Raw genomic sequence first — 23,552 nt, 5'->3', positions numbered from 1 at the left:
AGGAGCTGAAATAAATGAAACAGTTAAAAAATGAGTCACCCTACCTCTCGCCTTATAGCGTTAGGAAGATTAGATTGTTTGAAAGCAGTGAAAGAACTAGAAAGCTACTAGAAGCTATTCATCTGAAAGAACAACTTTCAATGTTAGTAACAGCTATGGATATGATTGTCGCTCCAAAAAGCCTTCAATATTTCAAGGCATTGCTTTATGGTTTTGATAAAATCCCACAACATGAATCTGCAAAGATATATGAAAATGCAGAGCGTGTTGTGGAGCAAATGGTATCAAAAGAACTATTGGATGAACTACAACAGTTAATCACTATCAGTAAAGCTGAAGAACATGGCTTTCTATATGATGAGAAAAAGAATGCATATTCCTTCAATCCTAATATCTTTGCCAAGCATTTCGTTAACCGTTGTTATGTTCGTTCTACAAAGGATGGTCGATTATTCCTTTACAATAGGAAAGGTGTTTATGAAGAACTGACAGAGGTAGAACTAGGAAAGATAATTCGAACCCTGATGCATGAAGGTCTTTGGAGTAGCTGGAGTAGCAAGTCAGAAGCAGAAGTAGTCAAGACACTATTACGTGAATCTGAAACAGTAGATGAAATGAATACAATGCGAAACTTCATCAATCTAAAAAATGGGATGTTGAGTTTGGATAGATTTGAACTTCTACCTCACCATCCAAGTTATTTATCAACGGTACAATTGCCAATCGATTATGACTCAGAGGCTACAGCTCCATCATTTATGCAATTTTTAAAGGAAATCACGTTAGATAATGATGAACTTATTCGTGTTCATCAGGAAATTATGGGCTATCTATTATCAGCTGAAACAAAAGCAGAGAAAGCTTTCTTTTTTTATGGTGGAGGTTCGAATGGTAAGAGTGTACTCTCTTCTATTATTACTAAGTTAGTAGGTAAAGAGAATATGAGTAGTATTCCTTTAGCCGAATTTAGTCAACAATTCGGTCTTGAAGGACTCATCAATAAAACTGTAAATATTGCTGCTGAAAATGAAATGGGTGGTAAAGCATTAAAAACAGAAAACTTTAAAGCCATTGTTAGTGGTGACACCATTACCATTAATATAAAGTATCGCTCAGCTATAAGCTATAAACCACATTGTAAGCTCGTGTTTGTTGTTAATGCGCTACCAGATTCAATGGATGTGACTAATGGATTTTTTAGAAAGTTGTTAATTGTACCATTTCGAAAGAAGTTTGAGGACGGTGAAAAGGATACGGAACTCATAAATAAATTATTAATCGAGCTTCCTGGAATATTAAATTGGGCGATTGAAGGTTTAAGGAGATTAAGGACAAACAATTATCAGTTCAGCAAATGTAGAGTAATTGATGAATACCAACGTGCTTATCATACAGAACAGAATCCAGTTACAGAGTTTTTCCTTGAGCATATCGCTCTTAAAGAAGGAAAACGCACAAGGCAGTCTGAATTTCACGAGAAATATTTGCAGTGGTTGAATATGCAAGGGATTGACGACAAAGGAACAAAATCAAAACAAACTTTCTGGAGAAATTTCAAAATCATACTTGAGAATGAATGTATTCCAATTGTGAAAAAGAAGGTTAAGGGAACAGTTTACTTTGATGGAATGGAAATCGTAGGAATAGACCATCTTCAAGTACCAACAATGAATGGAGAATTCATTCAGTTTTAGGGGGATAGGGGGAGTGCAAAAAATAAAAAATAGATGGTAAGAAAAGGTGTAAAAATTTTTAAATCAAAGGAAGTTTCGATTTTACTCACCACCCATCCCCCTTTTAAAAATCATAATCAAAATAAAATATATATCATAAATCAGCTGAGAGGGAGAAAAGCATGAATATAGAAGAAACGACCGACTATAACTATCAAACTTTAATAGATATTTTAGCCGAAATGGTCAAAAACTATTTGACTACTAATACAGAACATGATGGGGGAGAAGAGAATGCAAATCAAGGAAAGTAACCAACAACAGAAGGTTAAGGTTTCTATCTACACTCGGAACACATCAATTGAACAATCAAAAGGACACAGGCTCTATCGTGACATTCAAGTGTTAAAAGAAATGTATGTAAAAATGGGTTACGAAATTCCGCAGATTTACTTCAATGTAGCATGTCAAGGAAATGGTATAGAGGATAGAAAAGCACTAAAACAATTATTGAAAGATGTATCTTTGGGATTAATCGACGTGGTACTGGTTTGGTATTTATTTAGTCTATCGTCAAACGCAACTGACCTTTTAAAAATTAAACAATTTTTAGACGAACATAATGTTGAATTGTGCTCTGCTACTGAGCCATTTGATACTTCAGATTTCGAAGGTGAATTACATTTTCAATGGATGGTCTCATTAATAGAAGATGAACATCTTACATGTAAAAGGGATATTTCATTATCGTCACTTGCTCGTTTAATAATGACAAGAGGTCAATCTTTGAAGGGCGGTGAATTAAATGCAGAATTACGCAATGAATCTATTGGAACAGCTTGACCACAACCCTCAAGCTGGAACACAGAAAAGAGCTTCTATATATGCTCGTGTTTCTACAGTTGAACAGGCTGAGGAAGGATACAGTATAGATGAACAGATAAACGTCTTACGGCAATGGTGTGAACAAGAGGGGTATGTTATCCATAAGGAATATGTTGACCGAGGTATAAGCGGTAAGAATATTAGAGGTAGACCAGCTATTCAAGAGCTTCTTCATGATGCCAACCAAAAATGCTTTGATGTTGTGCTAGTGTGGAAACTGAACCGACTTTCAAGGAAAAGTGTTGACCTTCTCAACATTGTGGAAATACTGCAGAACAAAGGTATTGGCTTCCGTTCTCATACAGAACGATATGAAACTGAAACACCGACAGGGAGATTACTATTTCAAATGATGGCTGCAGTTGCCGAGTTTGAACGAGCTAATATTGCTGAAAATGTCAAAATGGGCATGTTAGCAAGAGCAAGGGAAGGCTCGTGGAATGGTGGACAAGTACTTGGTTATGATGTAGTGAGTATTCCTAGTGATAATAGGAAAAGGAAAATATCAAAGCTATTTATAAATGAAAAAGAAGCCCAAACCGTCAAACGAATATTTGAGCTTTATACAGGAGGACATGGATATAAGGCAATTGCCAATACTGTTAATAAAGAAGGGCATCGCAGTAAAAAGGAAAACACGTTTTCTATTAGTGCAATTAGAACCATTCTTACAAATCCTATCTATGTAGGCTTCATTAGATATAACGTAAGACAAGATTGGAGTGAAAAAAGAAGAAACAATATTAATCCTAATCCTGTAATTGAAAAAGGATTACATGAACCAATTATCTCTGAAGAAACATGGGAAAAAGCTCAAGCTATTTTGAAGAGTAGAAGCAAAACTCCTAATCGTGTCCACAGTGGGGAATATCCTCTTACTGGTGTAATGAAATGTCCAGCATGTGGAGCAGGTATGGTTTTGGGGAGAACGACAAATACAAATAAAGATGGGAGTAAGCGTGTTCTAGAGTATTATGTATGTGGTGCATGGAAAAATAAAGGTACAGCAGCTTGTCGCTCTAATGGAATTAGAACTGAATATGCAGATAAATATGTATTAGACAAAATTGGTGGACTAGCAACAAATGATAAATTAATGAGGGATGTAGTTGCAAAAGTTAATGGTGGATTGAACGAGAAAACATCTCCTTTGCAGAAAGAGTATAAAGTATTAAAAAAATCCTTGAGTGAAATAGAATCTAAAAAAGACAAAGTTCTTGGGTTATATGAAGATGGTGTAATAGAAAAGGTTGACTTAGTCGAAAGGCTTGAGAAATTAAATGTAGAGAAAAAGCTAACGGAAGAGAGATTGTCACCATTAGAACTTCAACTTTCAGGACAAAATCAAATAAATGTTGACTATGAATTGGTTAAGGAGGTGATGTCTAACTTTGTATCAAACTATAAGAAAACAATAACAACTGAGCAAAAGAAACGATTATTGCACTTGCTTATAAAAGAAATCAGAATTGGAGAAAGTCGAGAAATCAATTCTATTCAAATTCAACTTAATAATGAAGTGGTTCGCCACTTCACAAAACAAGGAGAAGAGAAATCGTCTAGTGAAGATGATTTCTCTTCTCCTTTTTCTATTCTAATCGACTTGTAAAAAGGGAGTGGATAACATATGAGTGTTATTAAGGTATTCAGAAACTACATCGAGGTACACCACCCACATCTAGCATGGAAGGACTGAAAAGCAGACGTTAGAGTCCTATCAGTGGACGATATCAAGAATGAACAGGTTAAGGCTAGTATCCCAAATGAGAATAATCAGGAACTAAAATGTTGGATATTCTTCTATGATGGTGGGGCATCGAATGTTGTGTACCTATTACAGGATAAAGAGGGTCTAGAGAATAAAGGAATCGGTCTTTTGAAAGATGGTGAACTTGTTAAGCCTATTAGCTTTGTGTGAGGTAAGGGCAAGTGGAATTATAGCACAACTAAATATGGTAACAAGTCGGAGAGGTTGGCTCTATAAGAGTTATCGTCTCTTGTTTCGTGCGTGATTTTACGATTAAGGAGGTGAGTACATGACACCAATTGATTTATTCAAAGCAGGTGTGGCGTTTGGAGTATCCATCTATGTATTTATTAAGAAGAACACTAATCAAGAGAAATAAAGGGGGTTTTAGTAGTGCCATACTTTTTGTTGGGAACGGTTGTAGGAATTGTAGTTTCATTAGCAACAGAATTAACACAGAAACCAAGTAGGAGCTATAGATAATGAAAAAAGTACAGTGTTTAAAGGATTTTAATGAATTTGAGAGTGAATTTCCAAGTTGTTTTATAAAATATTTAAAGAATGAATTCTACCATCTGTTTGAATACCTAAACAATGGTGAGGCTATTGAAGAATTTAAATTACCATTTTATCAAGAAATGGTAATATTAGAATCAAAGATAGAAATGGATAAAATAGTAAAGGATATTATAAACTTAGAATTTAATGAGAAGATTATTTTTCCCAGTTTTATGATATCGAGAATCGGAATATTTAGAGGAGATGATATTCAATTATATTATTTCATAATTTAATAGTATAATAAGAATGTATGTTCTGTGTCTGTGTAAGAGTCTTGATAATTAAATAATTTTTAGTTGGAGGTGCGTTATGGTAAGTGAAAAAGAAGAAAAGCTCCAATTTTTAAAGATTGCATACTTCGATGAAGGTTCTGCTTTAGATTATTTAGAAGCAAAGCATGGAGGTAGATATGATAAAGTATCTTTGGATATTATTCAACGGGTAAAACAGATTGCTGGAGAAATGGGAGGTGAGGCTTCAACTGACCCCAAAATACTTTCATTTGTGGTGGACTCGCTATTTGGTCTAAAAGGGAGAATTGCGGGAAGTGCATCTTATAATAGAACAGGAGATAACAAAGTTAGTGAAACTTTAAGTAGTACCGTGCTCTCAAACTTTATTGAAGAAGTAGCTAATAACAAAAAAGAGTTTCAAGAGGATAATTTAACACCAAATTTTGGTATCTTTGAAAAAGTTAATCTTTCATTTGTTCCTAACTCAATAACTTTTCTAAAAATAATATCACCAATGCTTAAAGTAATTAAAGAAGAGTCATTTGGAAACGAAATGCCTATTCAACTTGGAGCACTAGACCAAATTTTTAATGATGCAAAAGGATATTACGAGTTGATTTCAGTTGAAGAAGAACAACGAAAGGTATTTCGCTTTAATTTTAATGCCTTGAGAAATAATTATAGATTAAATGACTTAACAAAGATGAATCTTACTGTTATAGGTATCAAAGTAGGAGAATGTAAAGAAGCTGAGTTAGAGTGGGAATCAGAGTTTGGAGAAAAAAAACCTACTGAGCAAAACAGTGCCTTTGGAGAGATTATAGATAAAGAGGAAGAACATAATCCCGAAATAAAAAACAACGAAAAAACTTTATATATTTATGATGTGATACTTGCTGGAGTTGCTAGTGATGAAGATTAAAATCTTTTATGGTCCTGATAATGCATTTGACGATTTCATCCATACTTATGAGTATACTACCATGAATGAAGTCATGTTACAGGTTGTTGAGAGGGACCGTTCGATAACCATTAGAACAGAAGAATCCAATTGGGAACCACCACAACACTATTACGAAACAATTGTTTGCTACAGACAAGGCTACTCATCTATGACATCTAGTCTAATCAACAATATTTTGCTTTTATTTAGAAACGTTGAGTGTAATTCCCTTTACTTACAAAATCCTCCTACTAACATAGTTGACACACTTCAAAGCAAATATGATGTAGAAATAGAATACTATGACTATGGAAAGCTTACATTTGATGAATTGACCGAATTGAAAAGGCTCTATGAGGAAAGGATTATAGGACAAGAGAGAGTACTAAGTTTCCTACTTCCTGTAGTAAATGTCACTAGAGTTAGGCAAAGCGGTAAGCCTATAGTAATAATGTTTTATGGACCTCCTGGTGTAGGGAAGACGGAGACTGCAAAGATAATTTCTGAAGCTATATATAAAAGTGACAATATAAAAAGGTTTCAACTATCTATGTACCAAACTGAACATGCCTACAAATTCCTATTTGGCTCAGAACCTCAAGAGGATAGTTTAACTAAGGAGCTACTTTCACGAGAAACAAATGTTATTTTATTGGATGAATTTGATAAAGTTCATCCAAATTTATATAGTGCATTTTATGAACTTTTTGACGAAGGAAGGATAGTTGATAGAAACTATAGTGCCAGAGTTGAAAATGCAATATTTATTTGTACATCAAACTTTCTAACTATGGATGAAATAAAAAGTAGGGTAGGTCCTGCAATTTTTTCTAGGTTTACTGAATGTATTGCATTTAATCATTTAAGCGACGATGTCAAAAAGAATATCTTAGAAGTAAAATTTAATGAGTGTTATTTTAGACTTCCAGAAGCAGAACAAGAGTTATTATCAAAACTTAGTAAGCACGCGATGCTAGAAGAGCTAGGAGAGCAGCTTAAAAACATGACAGACTCAAGGGTAATAAAGAATACTATTGAGAAATACTTAAGCTATAGGATTTTAAAAGAACAAAAGCTTTTATAAAAAATCAACCAGATGATGGAAAATATTAATCGTTAAATTAGAATGGAATAACAAGTTAGTAGGTACTAGCAAAGGGTAAGGTCTAATATAATATGTGTAATACCTAAAATTATTAGAGTGGAGGACCTACAGTGATAATTTCAATTGATACAGGAGAAATAAAACATAAGCTGCCTTACAACAATGATTTTAATAAGTGGAAAAAAAGGTTATCAGACGTTGACTATTATAAAATAATTGATGAACTTAATAAAAAGATAGACGGTAACGAAATACATACATCTGGTTGGATGCCTGGTTCTAATTGGATGGGAACTGTATTCGAACCTATTTACCATGCTTGTAATAAAAATGAGAGACAGGCTGCATTGTTTTTTGGTTTAATAGTTTATAAGGTGTTTATGGATAGAGATGATACGTGGGCTTGTGGAAGATTCAAATTAGATGGAAAAGATTTAAAGAGTTTGACATACTTTAAGGTTAATATTTAAGTGAGATGCTCTCTCCTAAATGGATTGAGCATCTTTTATTTATGTTTTTTGGTTTATTTACTTGCTGCATAATATGGTAAAATGTACAAATAAACCAATTAAGGGTGAAGTGGAAATGGCAGATTATTCCCAACAAAAAATAAGAAAAGTATATATTAATCTATTAAAAAATCTTAAAGAAGTGGAAATTGATTTTTCTGGTTCGAGTCTCACTGCTTTAATAGGAATTAATGGTTCAGGAAAATCTACAATTTTACATGCATTAGCCTGTTGTTACAAACCTATCAATGAGAATAGGACCTATAATTATAAATTTAGTCAATTTTTCACTCCTACGGTTGATTCACTTTGGCAAGGTAGCCGTTTTACTATGTATCATGATTATAGAATAGGGAGCAGAGTTCATGAGGATTCTGAAACCACGTTTTCTAAAAACGCAGATAGGTGGTCGCCTAAATATGACCGAAGAGTTGCTCGTGATGTTTTTTACATTGGGATAAATACTGGTGTACCTAAAATAGAAGAGGAAAAAAGGCAGAGCTTTATTAGGTATAGCACTACTTTATTAGATGATGCGACGTCAAGGGTTATAAAAGAAAAAGCTGGTTATATAATGAATCGTGATTACAGCTCATATAATTTACACAGTGATTCAAAAGGTAAGTATATAGGTGTTGAATATAATCAAGCTAAATACTCTTCTTTGAGCATGTCTGCTGGAGAACAAAGAATTTTCAAAATATTATCTGCAGTTTATAATGCTCCCAAAAATTCTTTAATCTTAATTGATGAAATTGACTTGCTACTACATGTGTTTGCATTAAAAAAATTAGTTGAAATTCTATACCATAGAGCGGAAGATAAAAAATTACAAATTGTATTTACAACTCATTCAATAAATATCCTAAACTATAATGAATTTATTAACATACGACATTTATATAATACCTCTGATAAAACAATTTGTTTAACTGATACAAAACCAGATACTATATATCGAATGACCGGAGAGAGTACTCGACCTATTGATTTATTTGTAGAAGATGATTTAGCTTTTACAATTGTAAATCAAATAACTGAATCACTAAATATGTCTAGATATGTTAATGTAACACGCTATGGAGCTGCCCAAAACTGCTTTACTACAGCAGCGGGAATGATGCTATCTAATAAGTTAACTTCAGAGTGTCTATTTATACTTGATGGGGATATGTATGTTAGTGATGAGGATAAAATCGATAGAGTAAATAGTGCATTAACTGGTTCAGCTCAAAAAAGTTCTGAAATGAGAAACAAGCTTGTAAATCATATTACTCAATTTAATTTACCAGATGGTTTTGCACCTGAATTTTTTATTCATAGTCTTTTGAAAGAACTTACAATCACTCACCAGATAGTTGAAACAGCAAAGGAAATACAAAAAGTGGATAATACACATAAATATGTAGACGATATAATTGAAAGAATGAATTATCAGAGTAAAGAAGTGGGGTTAAGTAAAATCATTGATGTAGCAAGTCAAAATGAAAAGTGGGAACACTATATATATCCTATTAAAAACTGGCTTAAAGCCTTAAGAAATGACCTATCGGAAGAGATACCTAATGAACCAGTATTCCAATCGACCTAAATGGGAACTATTAAATATTTATTGATTTAGCTTAAAACCTCATTTAGATACATCACGGCGAACCGTACCATAAGTAAAATGGGGTATGTAAAGAACCGCCTAAATGTATATTTAACAAGGTTTTAGGTGGTTCATTTTATACGCCGAAATGTACTATATATTTATTTAGACTTTTAGCTTGCAGAACCTTGTTGCAAAGAATAGTGGTATCTTTAAGGTGGTTTATCTTTGTATTAGAATAATATTTAGAAAGAGTAAAAAGGAGTCAGGTGGTATGAGCGTAATACCGTTATATGCCAGCCCGGAATTTGGATGTGTTAAATCATGATATAGAGGTTTTCATGGTACTTAATTCGTCTATTAGTTCCATAATGATGTTATCATTCACTACAATACAATCCTTTAGCTCAGGAACATAACTGTTGTATAGGCTTGAATCGTTTATATCATTAATAATCCCGCATTCATGAACTAAAGGCACCGATTATTTCTCCAATTGCAAAATAATCTTCGTAATAATTCCTTGAGACTTTTCTTATTCTATAAGTTAATCAGTAGCAGCGGAATACTCAAGCCCAGCACCCACAACATTGGAATTCCATTCAGGATGGCTGCTAAACGCCCCTTTTTCCGATGGAGAATCCATGCGGCAAGGCTGCATCCAATCATGACAATAGGATAAATCCCGATGCTTGCTACGAAAAGGCTATTGGCTAACACAATGCCTTGGTCAAAACTCATAAACGACAGGCCGAAAATAAGCAGCCATGGCATCAAGAAAAGAACATAGACAACTTGGGTAATGATGAAGTATTTTTTCAAATTTCCATCCATCCTTCCTTTGCGGATAAGAGAGTATATTCTCTTTAAGGAGGAAAAAATCCTTTCTCCTTGTGTTAGATCAGGAAATATTGGGGCTGACCCCAAAACCACATGAATAAAACGGAATACCGCCGCCTTTTTTCTTTTCCTATCCTTGAAAGAATCAAGCTTTGCAGATAAAACTTGAACCAGTCCCACTATGGGTATGAGCAGATTACCTGATTCTGACTTAAAAGACAAATAAATTAAAATAGGCTGCGGACAATCTCCTTCTTGGGGAGACTGTACGCAGCCTTAATAAATGGGAACTAGATGCTGTTAATTAGAAACCAACTGCCTGTTCACATGATGTCTTCCAATTGGCACCACAGTAGGAGATCCTGCAACGGGATCTTCCACCACAGTGCAATGAAGCCCAAAAATATCCTCTATTAAACGGCTTGTAACAACCTCTTTTGGCTCTCCCTCAGCGACAAGCTTTCCTTTATGAAGAGCAAAGATATGGTCAGCATATCTTGCTGATAAGTTGATATCATGAAGGACCATGACAATGGTGGTTCCCCGCTTTTGGTTAAGATCTGTCAGTAAATCAAGTATTTCGACCTGATAGGTAATATCTAAATAGGTTGTCGGCTCATCCAGAAACAATATGTCTGTTTGTTGTGCCAGCGCCATTGCGATCCATACACGCTGTCTTTGGCCGCCTGAAAGCTCATCAATACTTCTGTCGGCAAATTCAGTGATATTCATAATTTCCATTGCCTCGGCAACAGCTTCATAATCCTGTTTTGTCCACCCTTTTAAAAACGTTTGGTGTGGATATCTTCCTCGTCCGACTAAATCGGCAACCGTTATACCCTCTGGAACAATCGGTGATTGCGGCAGAAGTCCCAGGACGCGGGCCAGCTGTTTTGGGGGGATCTTATTGATGGGTTTCCCGTCCAACGTAACCTGCCCCGAAGTAGGCTTAATAAGTCTGGCCATCGTTTTTAGCAGTGTAGACTTCCCGCAGCCGTTAGCTCCGATAATCACGCTTATTTTATTATTTGGGATGGAAAGACTGACATCATGCAGAATGGTTCTATCATCATAGCCAGCTGTAATCCCTTCAGATTTAAAAGTATGTGTTGGTATCATTATAAATCCCCCTTTCGATTCATTCGGATGAGCAAGTAGATAAGATATGGTGCTCCGAGAATGCCTGTGATGACACCTACTGGATATCGTGCAACGAATGCGAACTGTCCAATAAGGTCTGCTCCTAGTACTAAAACAATCCCAATAAGACCTGCTGGAATAAGGGGTGAGAAGCCCACACCTACCAGTCTCTTGGCGATGGGCCCTGAAAGGAATGCCACAAAGGCAATGGGACCTGTCGCAGCAGTAGCCAACGCAATCATAAGAACAGAACTGATTATCAGTATAAGTCGCGTCTTATCTGTATGGATTCCTAGTGATGTGGCTGCTTGCTCTCCTAGTTCCAGCATCTCTAGTTGTTTCCCAAAGACGAGGATAATAGGTGCGCAGATTAGAACGATAAAGATAAGAGGATAAAGAGTCTCCATCTTCGCTCCATTCAGGCTCCCGCTCAGCCACCTCATAGCAGTAGGAATATCGTGGTGCTGTCCAATGAGCAATAGATAGGAAATGACGGCGTCCAGCATCGCTTGAATTCCGATTCCCACCAATATTAAACGACCGATTGAAAACGAAGTTCCTTTCGATAGGAAAAAAATAATGACAACCGCAGTAAGTCCTCCGATAACAGATGCAATGGAAACAACCATATTGCTGGCTTGAAGAACAATGATACAAAACACAGCCGCAGTACTGGAACCAGCTGTGATCCCGATTACATTCGGGTTTGCCAAAGGATTGCGTAACATAGTTTGAAAGACGGTTCCCGCAACGCCGAATGCGAAGCCGGCAAAAACACCGGCAATCATTCTTGGCAGCCGGATTGTACCAACTGCAAACGATACCCCTTTTACTTCCTCGCCCAGTAGAACCCGTAAGACATCCTGAACGGGATAAATCGTATTTCCAAGCATCAGCATCGTGCAGCAAAGCGCAAAGGAGATGATGGCGAGTAAGGAAGTAACGAATACGAAACGGCGGCGTCTCTTTATTCTGCCTGTCATAATAGTATTTAATGTAGTGGATTCATTCATCATAAGGCACGCATTTTCGCTTTCATAGTTAGTAAAATTAAGATAGGAGCACCAATAAACGCTGTAACGACACCGACTTCTAACTCACCAGGGCTGCCGAGAAGTCTGCCGCTTACATCAGCAAGCGTTAAAACAATGGCGCCTGTAAGTGCTGACATCGGGATAACAAAGCGTAAATCTGGGCCGATCATGAGACGGATCCAGTGAGGGGCTAACAATCCGATAAAGCCAATTGGGCCTGCTAATGCTGTTGTTACGCCGCACAATAAAACACCGCCAAATGAAGCGATTAGCCGAAGTGTGCCGGTCTGTACGCCAAATCCCTTGGCAACCTCATCTCCCAAGGCTAAAGCATTCAATGCTGGTGCGGTAAATAGTGCGATAAGAATGCCGAGACTGAGAAAAGGAATAAAAATGGAGATGGAATCCCAGTTTCCAGCTCCGACACTGCCGACTTGCCAGAATCTGAATTGGTCCATAACACTTGAGCGGGGGATCATGATGGCTATCACAAGAGATGATAATGCCGCACTTGTAGCCGCCCCCGCTAAAACGAGTTTAAGGGGCGTGGCACCGCCACTCCCCATTGAACCAATTCCGAAAACAAAAATGGCAGTTATGAATGCTCCTGCTAACGCAAACCAAATGTATTGACTAGAAGAACCAATATCAAAAAAGGAAATACCTATAACCACAAATAGTGCTGCTCCTATGTTTACTCCCAATATGCTGGGATCTGCAATTGGATTCCGAGTCACGGATTGCATAAGTGCCCCTGAAACCCCCAATGCAGCTCCACACATAAGACTGAATATTGTCCTGGCAATTCTTTGGCGGACTACATTGGCTCCGTGGGTCTGTACGTCAGGATGGAACAAGCCGTTCATCAGCTCGGTCCATCCTACTGTCCGGGACCCAAACGCAAGGGATGCCAATACACAAATACCCAGCAGGACAATAGAAAGGATCAATACTTTAATGAAGTTCTTCGGTAAAAGCAACTGCTTATTTTCTGCAACGGACGAGGTGTTCATTATTCAACTTTGCTTACAGCTTCTGAGAGTAATTCCACGTACTCATCAATTGTGTAATTGATAGAGAGTGTGCTTGGAGTTCCTGCTGCTGCAAGTGGTGTGTTATCTTCTATCACAACTATGGAGCCTCTCTCGACAGCTGGGATTTTTCCTAGAATAGGATCAGCCTGAAGGGCTTCCAGTGTACTCTCATTACCGTAAGTCACGAATACTTCAGCATCGTTCAGCATATCAGAATTTTCCGCACTTACTTCTATATAGAAACTGCTGGGATCAATTTCACTTGTAATGCTTTCAGGATATTCAAACCCTAACTCAGTAAGGAAAGCACCGCGTGGGTCTGTTTCTGAGTAGATATAGAACTTAGATAAATCAGCAGCATCAATGCTTACGAATGCAGCCTTTTTACCTTGGAATTCAGGGTGTTGATTTGCCTTTTCTTCAATTAATTCTTCTGTATCAGCAATCAACTGCTCCCCTTCTTCTGCCATTCCCATACCGATTGAGTTGTAAGTAACTTGTTCTCTCCATGAAGCGACCCAAGGGCTGGTTTGATAAGCAACAACAGGAGCGATTTGACTCAATGTATCATATTCTTCCTGAGTAATGCCTGAATATGCTGCAAGAATGACATCTGGATTAGAGTCTGAAATCGCTTCGAAGTCTAAACCGTCAGTATCTTGGAAGATGTTAGGGTTTTCTTCACCAAGCTCTTCTAACTTTTCTGCAGTCCAAGGCAGCATTCCGCTATCATCTTGAACACCGTAGTTTGCAGCAGAGAATCCTACCGGTACAACACCAAGAGCAAGAGCGACGTCATGATTTGACCATGCCACAGTAGCGACACGTTCAGGTTTTTCTTCAATTGTAGTTTCTCCAAATGCATGTTGGATCACAATCGGATATTCTGCAGCTGCTTCTTCCGTTTCATTTGTATCTGTATTAGATTCTTCAGCCGATTCAGATGCTGAATTTTCATTTGTCTGCTGATTGGAACAACCTGCTGCCATCAACATAGCAATTAGTAATAATGAGAAGAATGAGAATTTTCGTTTCATAAGCATTTTATGTATCCTTCCTTACTATGAGTGTAGTTGATAATAATTATCACTATCAATACTGTATAATTCCTGAATCGGAATGTCAATAAAATATTTTCTTTATTTGGGCAGGTTGGTCTATGGCTGTTATTTGGGGTTTCCCGAAAGCAACCCTATAAGCGAAAACGGTGTTCATTATAAAAGCATGGGATTAGTCGCCCATGCTTTTAGGTGATTGAACAAAAAGCTGCTCGAAGGGACCGGGTAAATAAGTCTCTAACTTTGCGCTCAAACATATTGGTTATCATATAAACAATTCGATTACATTCCTGTCATTCTTCAGCAAGTCCTTAAGTATTTCTTTGGAAATCATTAATCCACCCTTGCGGTAAGAATTATCCGTATTAGTGGTTTCAACTCTTTTCCCATTAATCTTCACGTATCTTTCATCTGTCTGTAAGTGATAAATAAGGCTAATAGGTTTATCTTGGAAAGAATAGGTGAATTCGGTTCCATCCATGGATTCTGGAAGGATGGCATCCAGTATTAGGTTGCCTTCAAATTGTCGAATGCCGAGCGCATTTGAGATTAGTTGGTTCATATAGATTCCTGGGCCGCTTGAATAGATTCTCCAGCCTCCTTTAACAGGGACTGAACCATCTTTAAGTTTATGAAAATGCTCCTGAGCTTCGTATCTGGTATTGAATTTCCCATCCGAACTGCTGAAGTAGGCGTTGCTTTGACGGATCTCAGCATTGGGTACTGCCTCTTGAATCTTGATTGGGTTGATTACACGTAACCCCTGCCACACCTCTTCCTTAATGCCCAGCTTCGCCATAGCTTCCACAAATCGAATGTGTGCATGAACATATTGAAGTCCGATCTCACGCCCGAAATTTGAGGCCTGTTCTGCCCGTTTAAAGTGAGTGCTGACTCCGCCGGTATAATTAGCAGGCTGGTTCATCAACCGGACGCCGTCTGGACAATATAAATGTTCCCTAATGAGTTTATAGTGGCGATCAGCTTGTTCAGGCGTGAAGAGTTCACTTATAATACTTCTCTGCATTGGCAGCAGACGGTAGTGGATTCCCGTCTTACTATCAGTTGGGTGAAGCATGAACTCTGCTTCATCTGGCTTTTCCATATACACAAATCCTGGTATCACATCTGATGTAAGGATATAGCTGTAGAAGTCCTGCCGGATTCCTTCCACAAGCTCATCTACTCTGGACGCTTCCTCTTTATCAACCTTCGCAAGAATAGAGGCAAATTTTCTTAAGCTTTGATACATAAGGGCGACTGTCCATGTGCTGACCATGTATTTCTTCAATTGCTGGTTTGCTGGTTGAAGAGTGTCATCCCAGTCACCATCATCATAAGAAGGAAGGAATGTGTCATGCAGGAAGTGCTCTTTCATGTAAGCAATTTCTTTCTTTATATGAGAAAGCAAGCTTTCTTTATTTTCAGTAAAGGTAAAGCTGGACTTGTCCATATAAGCAATTTGTTCTTTTAATATTTCATAGTCTTCTGTAGCTTCTATATAATCACCTACCACTTTTAGCGGCCACACGATTATATCTCCATGGCTATCGGTTTGTTGAATCTTGGTATACTGGTCGAACATAAACCACTGCGGCCAATCTCCGCTATCTTCATATTGATGGGCAAAGACAGACGTTATGATTTCCCGTACGGTGCTGTAATTCTGAGTGGCCATGAAATACTCTACCGGTCCTTGGTTGACATCCCTGGTTCCCCATGCGGCACCTCCATATTGTTCGAGCCCATGTGGGGTAGAGAAGTGGACAAGCATGTTATGCGTATACCAATAGGCAAGAGCATTGACCTTTTCCAATTCTTCACTTGTCTCGCCAGCATTTGATAAATGGAAACCTCTCATTACCTGTTTGTAATACTCACGGTATTTATGCGTTTCGATAGTGAAGTTGCGCTCATCAAAGTCAGGTAAATCACCGTATAAATCTCCTTGAATTGATAAGGTCCACTTTGAAGCAGAATCAATAAGTCCCACTAGAAGGGAAGCGCTCATTGGTTCGACATTATGGGCAATCAGCCTTTCATCACCAAATTGGACGTCAGCTCCATTGAGTTGGAGTCGATAGCCGAGCTCCGGCAGTGTATCTGAACTATCGGAAAGGGAATCCGCTTTGAATGTAACTTGGTTTCCTTCTATATTATAGGCGAAAGGAGCCTCGTACTCATTATTGTTCATAGTTACTTGGTGTGTTACTAAATAGCGGTATGATTTTCCGCTTTGGGCTTCAAATTCTAGTTGTACATCCTTTTTGTCAACGGTAGTAAAAGTGGTAATGATGAAAAGTTCATCAGCCGTTTTGTAATACCACTTGGCATAATTCATTCCCATTTCGAAGAGGGAAGGCATGGTCATTAAGCAGTAACGGCCATCCATTTCAACATATATCCGCTGCCCTGAGGTTTTGAGGATATTAAGCGGATTACGTGAATTGGTTATCATTTTATTCATGGATATGTTTCCAACAGCGATTTGAGAGTTAAACATTCCATACATATATACACTCGTTGTGAACACATCGTCCCGTATATAGTCATTATTTCCATTCATTAAGATATGCCCATGTGGTCTTTCGACAAGCTGTTCTTTCTGCTTTAGGACAACGTGCTCATACGTTGGAGTGAAGAATGATAGCAGTGATCCTTCAGCTTGTTCCTCTAAAATTCTGTCGGGGAAAAACCTGTTAATTTCATCCGTATCCATTTCGATGGTTTGCAGGGGCGAACCGACTTTATCAGATAACACTACACGGTTAATCGGATCTGAGTATACAGGTGCGTTGCTCTGTACAGATTGCCACGCCTCAAGAACTTCATCTTCGTATTCTGACTCAGAAATGGCATGAGGATGGTCTTCTTTAAATAATCCATAGAAGGTAAATTGATGTTTTCCATCCAATGTCACTTTCTCTGACTGCAGCGCAGTATAAGCAAATTCATATTGATAGACCTCATTCTTTAAATGAGTACTAGAAAGAATTTCAGGAGTGTTAGTGGTTTTATAGGACAAACCAAAGAATTGGTATCCATCAGTTGAGTACCCGACAGTCTTGCCCAAACTGCCCTGCTGGAGATAGGGAAACAACCCATCTTGCGGCTGGTTCTGGCGGGAGCAGACGACATAACCTCTTACAGGGCTTTTGAACACAGAATGGTCAATGTATTGGGAAGTGTAAGCTTCATTTGATCTTACTGCGCCCATATTTGCGATGCTGATATCCTGCCCGTAAATTACATCGATGTCTGCATTTGTTCCTTCTAATTGGATATCCCAAAACCATATTCCTCGAGGTGTTAATGAAAAGCGCACTTCGTATTCAATAGAATCTGCCTGTCCTGCCCATTTTATTTCATAAGTGGAGACGGAGACTGTGCTTCTGGAGTGGACGCCTAACAAAGGAATCGCTTTAATTTCACTCTCTTCGTGAATGCGCAAATAAATATTGTTTAGGGAGCCATCAACAGGATTCGAAAGCACCTGATTGATCATTGTCTCCCCATTAGCTATTTTATAAATGTCTCCACTCGGTAAAAAGCTTGCTTGTAAATCACCCAATTGAAGGTTGATATGTGTATTTATAGTCAAGTGTCATTCTCCTTTAGGATTATAGTAATTGAAAAGAAAGAGATAGAACATCTTCACTGCTCGATCCGATAAAAACATTGAATTTTCCTTTATCGCTTTTCAAGCTTAAATCAGAATGATAATAACGCAGCTGTTCCTCTCTCAAGTTGAATAGAACCTCTTTGGTTTCGCCTGGATTTAAGAAAATCTTTCTGAAATCTTTTAATTCTTTTAAGGGTCGGACAACCTCGCCGGTGACATCTTGTATATAGAACTGAACAACTTCCTCTCCAGCCATTTTTCCATTATTGGTTACCTCAATGGTAAAGGATATCCCCTCTTCTGGGTCCATGTTTTCAGCTGACTGTTGGATATTTTTGTATAAAAAATTTGTATAGCTTAAACCGAAACCAAAAGGGTATAAAGGTTTATTTGGACTGTCAAGATATTGGGAGGCATATCTTTCTTGCGCATCAGGTGCATCCTTTGGCCTTCCGGTATTAAAGTGATTGTAGTAAACAGGGATTTGGCCGGCGGAATAGGGAAAGGACATTGTCAATTTCCCGGAAGGGTTCTCCTTACCGAAAAGAACATCCGTAATTGCCGCCCCTCCCTCTGTACCTGGATACCATGCTTCCAAAATAGCATCAGCTTGATCATGAATATCTGTTAAGTCAAGCGGCCTGCCATTAAATAGAACAACCACAATAGGTTTTCCCGTTTCCTTGATTTTGGCAAATAAGTCTAACTGTGCTTGAGGTAACTTGATATTGGTGCGGGAACCAGCTTCTCCACTCATTTCCGAGTCTTCTCCTAAAGCAAGAATGACCACATCTGAATTTTTGGCAGCCTGTACAGCTTCAGCTGCATCTTCTTCTGATATTGATTGAATGTTGCTTCCTTTTGCGATTGTCAATAACGAATGATCCATCCCCTGGCTAATTCCTTCTTTCAATGTAACAGCGTCTTCTCTTGAGCCTTTCCAGGACCAGGCACCAAGTATGTCGCCGTTATCCGCAAAAGGTCCTATAAGGGAAATTTTTTGGTGGTGATTAAGAGGAAGGACATTCTTTTCGTTCTTTAATAACACAAGTGATTTTGTTGCAAGCTCGCGGGAAGCTGCCCGATGCTCAGCCGACATGACCACCTCATTTTCTAGTCGTTCATCTGCTCCGCGATAGGGGTTTTCGAATAATCCCAGTTTTTTCTTTAGCTTAAGTATACGAAGGACAGCTTCGTCTACCAATGATTCTGTGAGATTCCTCATTTCAATTTGCTCTTTTAAATGATCAACATAACAAGTGGTCATCATTTCAATGTCGATTCCTGCCTCCAGCGCTTTAAATGCGGCCTCAGCCTCATCCTCTGCAACTCCGTGGGGAATCAATTCCTTTACAGCTCCCCAATCAGAAATAAGGATTCCTTCAAATTCCATTTCTTTGCGCAGGATTTTTCTCATTAAGTACTTACTCCCTGTAGCAGGTATCCCATCAACTGTATTAAAAGCTGACATGACCATTTCAACACCGGCGTCTATTGCTGCTTTATAGGCAGGCAGATATTGTTCATACATTTCCCGTTCAGACATATTGACCGTGTTATAGTCGCGTCCGCCCTCGGGAGCACCATAAGCTGCAAAGTGTTTCACACAAGCAGCTACTCTATTAAAGTCCTTTGTCAAATTGCTGCCTTGGAAGCCTTTGACTTGAGCCTTTGAGAATTCACCATTTAAATAGGGATCTTCTCCAGTAGTTTCCATTACTCGGCCCCATCTCGGATCACGAACAAGATCTACCATGGGTGCAAAAGTCACGTGCACACCTGATACTGCAGCTTCTTTTGCGGCTATTTCCGCACTTTTTTCAGCAAGAGATAAATCCCAAGAGCAACCCATTGCTAATGGAATAGGAAAGATAGTTTCATATCCATGTACGATGTCAGACATGAACAGCAAGGGAATGCCTAACCTATTATTCTTTAGGTGCTCCTCTTGAATAGACTTTGTTTGCTGTGCTCCGGAAGCACCTAATACAGAACCTGCATTCTCAATCACCTTTTGTGTAATTCCCATTTCTTTCATTGGACCCGTTATTTCTCCTTGATCTTTAGAACCTTTGAAGAAAGGGGTCGCCAATTGAGTCAATTGAGCAATTTTTTCATCCAATGTCATTTTGCTGAGTAATTCAGTTAAGTTAACGTCTTGCATGGATTCTCCTCCTTTAAATGATATTAGACTGTTTTATTTAGTGGTTTCTTCGTTTTCATGAGGGATTGTATTCGCTTTCTTACATAACTATAATAGATTTGGTGAAACGTTTCAATAACTCCAGAGCAATTTTTGTTCATTATTTAGTCTTAATAGCACCAAACTCTCTGAAAAATAAAATAAAAAAGTAGTTGAAACCGATTACAATATAAATTATAATAAATTCATTGAAACGTTTCACTAATTCTTCGGCAAGCAAAATCGAGTTCAATAGTTTTTCCATTATGTTACTTTATATTTTTCGAAGGGGTGTTAGAAGGATGAATAAATTGTTTAAATGGAAGCCAATTAGTATTATCTTAAGCCTTACTTTATTATTGGGTGCTTGTTCTTCAGGTGAAAGTTCTGGAGGGGAAAGTGATGACACTCTGAATGTTTGGACGATGTCAGGGGCCTTAGATGAATTTGTCACAGAATTTGAAGATGAAAATGGAGTAACTGTAAAAGTTCAGACTATCCCTTGGGCAAATGCTCATGATAAACTGCTGACCGCAGTAGCTTCCGGGAAAGGTCCGGATGTTTTACAAATAGGAACTACTTGGGTAGCGGAATTTGCAGAAGCAGGGACTTTCCTTGATTTAACAGAACATCTAGATGACTATGAGAATCTAAATCCTGAAAATTTCTATGAAGGTGCCATTGGAACAACAACATTTGAAGAAGAAACCATCGCTATTCCGTGGTATGTCGATACCCGGTTATTATTCTATCGTACAGATCTTCTTGGAGAAGTCGGTTACCCGGAAGGACCGGATACTTGGGATGAAATGACAGATGCTTCAAGGCAGCTGGCTGCTCGTGGTGAAGGGCAGTACGCAATCGATATGCCTAAAAGTGATCCACAATTCCCGTTTATGCTGGCTTGGCAGCAAGGATGGGACTATGAAGTTGGTAAAGGTTCTGAAAACTTCAATAGTGCTGAATTTAAAGAAGCAATAGAGTTACACCACCTATATTATGAAGAAGAATTGTCGCAAATGGAAAAAGGAAAGGAATTCTTCCAAGCATTTGCTGATGGATCAAAACCAATGTTCTTCAGTGGTCCCTGGGATATTGGGACGATCAAGGATAGAGCACCGGAAATTGAAGGACAATGGGATGTACACGTAATGCCTGAAGCTGAAAATAATAAGTCGATGATGGGCGGAGCGCATCTTGCTGTGTTTAATAATACGGAGAAAGTTGATCTGGCACTAGATTTCATTAATTGGATGGCTGACGCCGAGACACAAGTAGAGTGGTATAAAGCAAATAGCGAGCTGCCTGCAAATATGGCTGCTTGGGAAGACCCTGTTTTGGCCGATGATCCAATGGTCAGCACATTTGGAGAACAACTAGAGTCCACGCAGCCTCTTCCATTAATACCTGAGTTTGAAAGATTAGGACAAGAGTTATTAAGCCAGCTAGAGGAGATCAACCGTGGCGGTAAAGATATTGAAGAAGCCATTGCAGATTACAAAGATACTGCCGCTAATGTATTATCAGAATAGAAAAACACAATATGAGAAGTGGGTGCATGAGTACTTGCACCCCTTTTTATCATAGAGGCTAGGAGGGAAGGACCTCGATGAATAAAATGAAAACAAAGCTTACACCCATGTTTTTCATTGGACCAGCTGTATTATTATTAATGCTATTTGCTTTCTTGCCAATCATTATTGCCTTCAGCATAAGTTTTACAGATATGAATTTAGCGGGCTTGGCGAACTGGTCCAATATTGAGTTTATTGGGTTAGGAAACTTTATTAACTTATTTGGAGATAAAGTGTTTCTTCAGTCTATTGGAAATACATTTATTTACGTTATTATCGGTGTGCCGCTCGCCGTGGGAAGTTCTTTTATTATAGCTTTCTTTCTTAATCTGATCGGAAGTTGGTTAGCCTCAACCTTTAGAGTGATATATTACATGCCTTCGATTACAAATATAGTAGCTGTTGCCGTGGTGTGGGGCTTTCTATATAACCAGGAATATGGCTTGTTTAATTTTATACTGAATTCTTTAAATCTAGCTTCTGTACCTTGGTTGGAAGATCCGTTTATTGCGAAGCTTTCACTGATTCTTTTGGCAGTATGGAAGAGTAATGGGGTCAGCATGCTGATCTTCTTAGCTGCCTTACAATCCATACCGAGGACTTATTACGAAGCGGCTGATATAGATGGTGCAAATCGTTGGCAGAAACTGATTTATATTACCCTCCCATCAATGAGTTTTGCGACATTCTTTGTAACAGTGACTACATTGATTGGATGGCTGCAATTTTTCGAGGAGCCTTTTGTTATGACAGAGGGCGGACCGTTGAACGGAACGAATTCTATTGCCTTGTTCATTTACCAGGAAGGCTTCCAATATAGTGAATTTGGATATGGGGCTGCAGCTTCATTTGTTCTATTCGTTATTGTAATTGCCGCCACACTGGTTCAATTTAAATTTAGAAAGTCAGATCAAACGATGTGAGGTGACTGCTGTGTTACTGAAAAATAAAGTGGAGAAATCAATTGTCATCACAATTATGTTAATTGGCGGGCTGCTTGTCGCTCTGCCGTTTATCTGGATGATTCTGAGTTCATTTAAAAATGAAACAGAAGTACTTGCTATACCTCCAACCGTTCTTCCCAATGACCCGACATTTAGCCATTACATCGAGCTTTTCCAAAACCTGAACTTTGATGTTTATTTGGTTAACACTTTGATTATTGTATTCTTTTCGATGATTGGATTGCTGCTTAATACGATGGCGGGATACGGGTTTGGAAAATTTCATTTTAGAGGAAAAGAAATCTGGTTTATGGTTGTCCTGATCACCATGATGCTTCCTGGACAGGTTACGATGATCCCAACTTACCTGATACTAAATGAGATGGGATTAACAAACACAATGACCGGAATTATTCTGCCAGGATTAATTTCCGCATTTAATATCTTCTTGATTAGACAGTTCATGGTAACTATACCTGATGATTTAATAGAAGCTGCAAGACTTGATGGTGCAGGAGAATTTTACATCTTCATGAGATTAATTATCCCGCTTGCTAAACCAATTCTGGCCGTTCAAGTCATCTTGACCTTCATTGCATCTTGGAACAGTTTCTTATGGCCGCTGATTATTGCCAACGATCAGTCTCTTTACACTTTATCTGTCGGACTCTCATTATTGCAAGATGAGAATGTAACTAACTATGGTCTGCAAATGGCCGGTTCAGCATTAATGGTTATTCCTGTTATTATCATCTTCACTATTTTCCAGAAATATATTATTGAAGGATTCAATGTCTCTGGAATTAAATAAAAGGGTAAATGTACGATGGATAATATGTACAGCTTTTCGTAATTTTAATACAAGTAAGGAGTGTTG

Annotated in this window: 20 protein-coding genes; 13 read left to right on the top strand and 7 right to left on the bottom strand. The window is 38.2% G+C overall.

Annotation, left to right across the window (positions count from 1 at the left end; translation table 11 throughout):
- Positions 1-14 precede the first annotated feature (14 nt).
- The 10 genes from FZC78_RS09490 to FZC78_RS09450 all read left to right on the top strand — a co-directional run bounded on the left by FZC78_RS09490 (position 15) and on the right by FZC78_RS09450 (position 9,247).
- Positions 15-1,694: a DNA primase family protein gene (locus FZC78_RS09490; RefSeq protein WP_148939442.1), complete on the top strand. Its 1,680-nt coding sequence runs from the start codon at positions 15-17 to the stop codon at positions 1,692-1,694.
- Positions 1,695-1,855: 161 nt separating this feature from the next.
- Positions 1,856-1,987, top strand: coding sequence for a hypothetical protein (locus tag FZC78_RS24565; protein ID WP_286365485.1), 132 nt, complete (start codon positions 1,856-1,858; stop codon positions 1,985-1,987).
- Positions 1,968-2,516, top strand: a complete 549-nt coding sequence (locus FZC78_RS09485; protein ID WP_187444864.1) for a recombinase family protein — start codon at positions 1,968-1,970, stop codon at positions 2,514-2,516. The genes FZC78_RS24565 and FZC78_RS09485 overlap by 20 nt, the downstream gene beginning before the upstream one ends.
- The gene (locus FZC78_RS09480) at positions 2,479-4,167 is read left to right on the top strand and encodes a recombinase family protein (RefSeq protein ID WP_148939440.1); all 1,689 of its coding nucleotides are present in this window, start codon (positions 2,479-2,481) and stop codon (positions 4,165-4,167) included. The genes FZC78_RS09485 and FZC78_RS09480 overlap by 38 nt, the downstream gene beginning before the upstream one ends.
- A gap of 111 nt (positions 4,168-4,278) precedes the next feature.
- Complete coding sequence (locus tag FZC78_RS09475) at positions 4,279-4,476, top strand: hypothetical protein (protein WP_252183566.1); 198 nt, start codon at positions 4,279-4,281, stop codon at positions 4,474-4,476.
- A 311-nt stretch (positions 4,477-4,787) separates the two neighbouring features.
- The gene (locus FZC78_RS09470; protein WP_148939439.1) at positions 4,788-5,099 is read left to right on the top strand and encodes a hypothetical protein; all 312 of its coding nucleotides are present in this window, start codon (positions 4,788-4,790) and stop codon (positions 5,097-5,099) included.
- A 76-nt stretch (positions 5,100-5,175) separates the two neighbouring features.
- Positions 5,176-6,021 carry a DUF6414 family protein gene (locus tag FZC78_RS09465; protein ID WP_148939438.1) on the top strand — a complete coding sequence of 282 codons (846 nt, stop codon included), beginning with the start codon at positions 5,176-5,178 and terminating at the stop codon, positions 6,019-6,021.
- The gene (locus FZC78_RS09460; RefSeq protein WP_148939437.1) at positions 6,011-7,126 is read left to right on the top strand and encodes an AAA family ATPase; all 1,116 of its coding nucleotides are present in this window, start codon (positions 6,011-6,013) and stop codon (positions 7,124-7,126) included. Before FZC78_RS09465 ends, FZC78_RS09460 begins: the two co-directional genes overlap by 11 nt.
- Positions 7,127-7,257: 131 nt before the next feature.
- On the top strand, positions 7,258-7,617 hold the full coding sequence (locus tag FZC78_RS09455; protein ID WP_148939436.1) for a hypothetical protein: 360 nt from the start codon (positions 7,258-7,260) through the stop codon (positions 7,615-7,617).
- 115 nt (positions 7,618-7,732) lie between these two features.
- Positions 7,733-9,247 (top strand): ATP-dependent nuclease, encoded by a 1,515-nt coding sequence (locus tag FZC78_RS09450; protein ID WP_187444863.1) that lies wholly within the window; start codon positions 7,733-7,735, stop codon positions 9,245-9,247.
- 540 nt (positions 9,248-9,787) lie between these two features.
- Here FZC78_RS09450 and FZC78_RS09445 read toward each other — a convergent pair.
- From FZC78_RS09445 to bglX, 7 genes are all read right to left on the bottom strand, one after another.
- On the bottom strand, positions 9,788-10,069 hold the full coding sequence (locus tag FZC78_RS09445; protein ID WP_148939434.1) for a hypothetical protein: 282 nt from the start codon (positions 10,067-10,069) through the stop codon (positions 9,788-9,790).
- 318 nt (positions 10,070-10,387) lie between these two features.
- Positions 10,388-11,206 (bottom strand): ABC transporter ATP-binding protein, encoded by an 819-nt coding sequence (locus FZC78_RS09440; protein WP_148939433.1) that lies wholly within the window; start codon positions 11,204-11,206, stop codon positions 10,388-10,390.
- The gene (locus FZC78_RS09435) at positions 11,206-12,243 is read right to left on the bottom strand and encodes a FecCD family ABC transporter permease (RefSeq protein WP_148939432.1); all 1,038 of its coding nucleotides are present in this window, start codon (positions 12,241-12,243) and stop codon (positions 11,206-11,208) included. The genes FZC78_RS09440 and FZC78_RS09435 overlap by 1 nt, the downstream gene beginning before the upstream one ends.
- A complete protein-coding gene (locus FZC78_RS09430) occupies positions 12,240-13,274 on the bottom strand; it encodes a FecCD family ABC transporter permease (RefSeq protein WP_148939431.1) in 1,035 nt (344 codons plus the stop codon). The genes FZC78_RS09435 and FZC78_RS09430 overlap by 4 nt, the downstream gene beginning before the upstream one ends.
- Positions 13,274-14,338: an iron-siderophore ABC transporter substrate-binding protein gene (locus FZC78_RS09425; RefSeq protein ID WP_148939430.1), complete on the bottom strand. Its 1,065-nt coding sequence runs from the start codon at positions 14,336-14,338 to the stop codon at positions 13,274-13,276. Before FZC78_RS09425 ends, FZC78_RS09430 begins: the two co-directional genes overlap by 1 nt.
- 280 nt (positions 14,339-14,618) lie before the next feature.
- Positions 14,619-17,954, bottom strand: a complete 3,336-nt coding sequence (locus FZC78_RS09420; RefSeq protein WP_435874063.1) for a GH36-type glycosyl hydrolase domain-containing protein — start codon at positions 17,952-17,954, stop codon at positions 14,619-14,621.
- A 19-nt stretch (positions 17,955-17,973) separates the two neighbouring features.
- Positions 17,974-20,139 carry a beta-glucosidase BglX gene (gene bglX, locus FZC78_RS09415; RefSeq protein WP_148939429.1) on the bottom strand — a complete coding sequence of 722 codons (2,166 nt, stop codon included), beginning with the start codon at positions 20,137-20,139 and terminating at the stop codon, positions 17,974-17,976.
- Between the two features lie 320 nt (positions 20,140-20,459).
- Between bglX and FZC78_RS09410 the strand changes: the two genes are divergently transcribed.
- The 3 genes from FZC78_RS09410 to FZC78_RS09400 all read left to right on the top strand — a co-directional run bounded on the left by FZC78_RS09410 (position 20,460) and on the right by FZC78_RS09400 (position 23,486).
- Entirely contained in the window at positions 20,460-21,689 is a 1,230-nt protein-coding gene (locus tag FZC78_RS09410) for a sugar ABC transporter substrate-binding protein (RefSeq protein ID WP_148939428.1), read from the top strand.
- 77 nt (positions 21,690-21,766) lie between these two features.
- On the top strand, positions 21,767-22,654 hold the full coding sequence (locus FZC78_RS09405) for a carbohydrate ABC transporter permease (protein ID WP_148939427.1): 888 nt from the start codon (positions 21,767-21,769) through the stop codon (positions 22,652-22,654).
- 55 nt (positions 22,655-22,709) lie between these two features.
- Positions 22,710-23,486: a carbohydrate ABC transporter permease gene (locus FZC78_RS09400; protein WP_187444875.1), complete on the top strand. Its 777-nt coding sequence runs from the start codon at positions 22,710-22,712 to the stop codon at positions 23,484-23,486.
- Positions 23,487-23,552 lie beyond the last annotated feature (66 nt).

The sequence above is a fragment of the Rossellomorea vietnamensis genome (assembly GCF_008180415.1).
Lineage (GTDB): Bacteria > Bacillota > Bacilli > Bacillales > Bacillaceae_B > Rossellomorea > Rossellomorea vietnamensis_C.
The sequence above is the reverse complement of the archived record's forward strand: the minus strand, read 5'-3'. Positions and strand labels throughout refer to the sequence as shown.

Bases quoted from the DNA above. Each gene is read 5' to 3' on its own strand.
- FZC78_RS24565 (WP_286365485.1), top strand. From the start codon at position 1,856: ATGAATATAGAAGAAACGACCGACTATAACTATCAAACTTTAATAGAT.
- FZC78_RS09400 (WP_187444875.1), top strand. From the start codon at position 22,710: ATGTTAATTGGCGGGCTGCTTGTCGCTCTGCCGTTTATCTGGATGATT.
- FZC78_RS09490 (WP_148939442.1), top strand. From the start codon at position 15: ATGAAACAGTTAAAAAATGAGTCACCCTACCTCTCGCCTTATAGCGTT.
- FZC78_RS09485 (WP_187444864.1), top strand. From the start codon at position 1,968: ATGCAAATCAAGGAAAGTAACCAACAACAGAAGGTTAAGGTTTCTATC.
- FZC78_RS09430 (WP_148939431.1), bottom strand. From the start codon at position 13,274: ATGAACACCTCGTCCGTTGCAGAAAATAAGCAGTTGCTTTTACCGAAG.
- FZC78_RS09470 (WP_148939439.1), top strand. From the start codon at position 4,788: ATGAAAAAAGTACAGTGTTTAAAGGATTTTAATGAATTTGAGAGTGAA.
- FZC78_RS09450 (WP_187444863.1), top strand. From the start codon at position 7,733: ATGGCAGATTATTCCCAACAAAAAATAAGAAAAGTATATATTAATCTA.
- FZC78_RS09460 (WP_148939437.1), top strand. From the start codon at position 6,011: ATGAAGATTAAAATCTTTTATGGTCCTGATAATGCATTTGACGATTTC.
- FZC78_RS09410 (WP_148939428.1), top strand. From the start codon at position 20,460: ATGAATAAATTGTTTAAATGGAAGCCAATTAGTATTATCTTAAGCCTT.
- FZC78_RS09465 (WP_148939438.1), top strand. From the start codon at position 5,176: ATGGTAAGTGAAAAAGAAGAAAAGCTCCAATTTTTAAAGATTGCATAC.
- FZC78_RS09405 (WP_148939427.1), top strand. From the start codon at position 21,767: ATGAATAAAATGAAAACAAAGCTTACACCCATGTTTTTCATTGGACCA.
- FZC78_RS09480 (WP_148939440.1), top strand. From the start codon at position 2,479: ATGCAGAATTACGCAATGAATCTATTGGAACAGCTTGACCACAACCCT.
- bglX (WP_148939429.1), bottom strand. From the start codon at position 20,139: ATGCAAGACGTTAACTTAACTGAATTACTCAGCAAAATGACATTGGAT.
- FZC78_RS09440 (WP_148939433.1), bottom strand. From the start codon at position 11,206: ATGATACCAACACATACTTTTAAATCTGAAGGGATTACAGCTGGCTAT.
- FZC78_RS09435 (WP_148939432.1), bottom strand. From the start codon at position 12,243: ATGATGAATGAATCCACTACATTAAATACTATTATGACAGGCAGAATA.
- FZC78_RS09425 (WP_148939430.1), bottom strand. From the start codon at position 14,338: ATGCTTATGAAACGAAAATTCTCATTCTTCTCATTATTACTAATTGCT.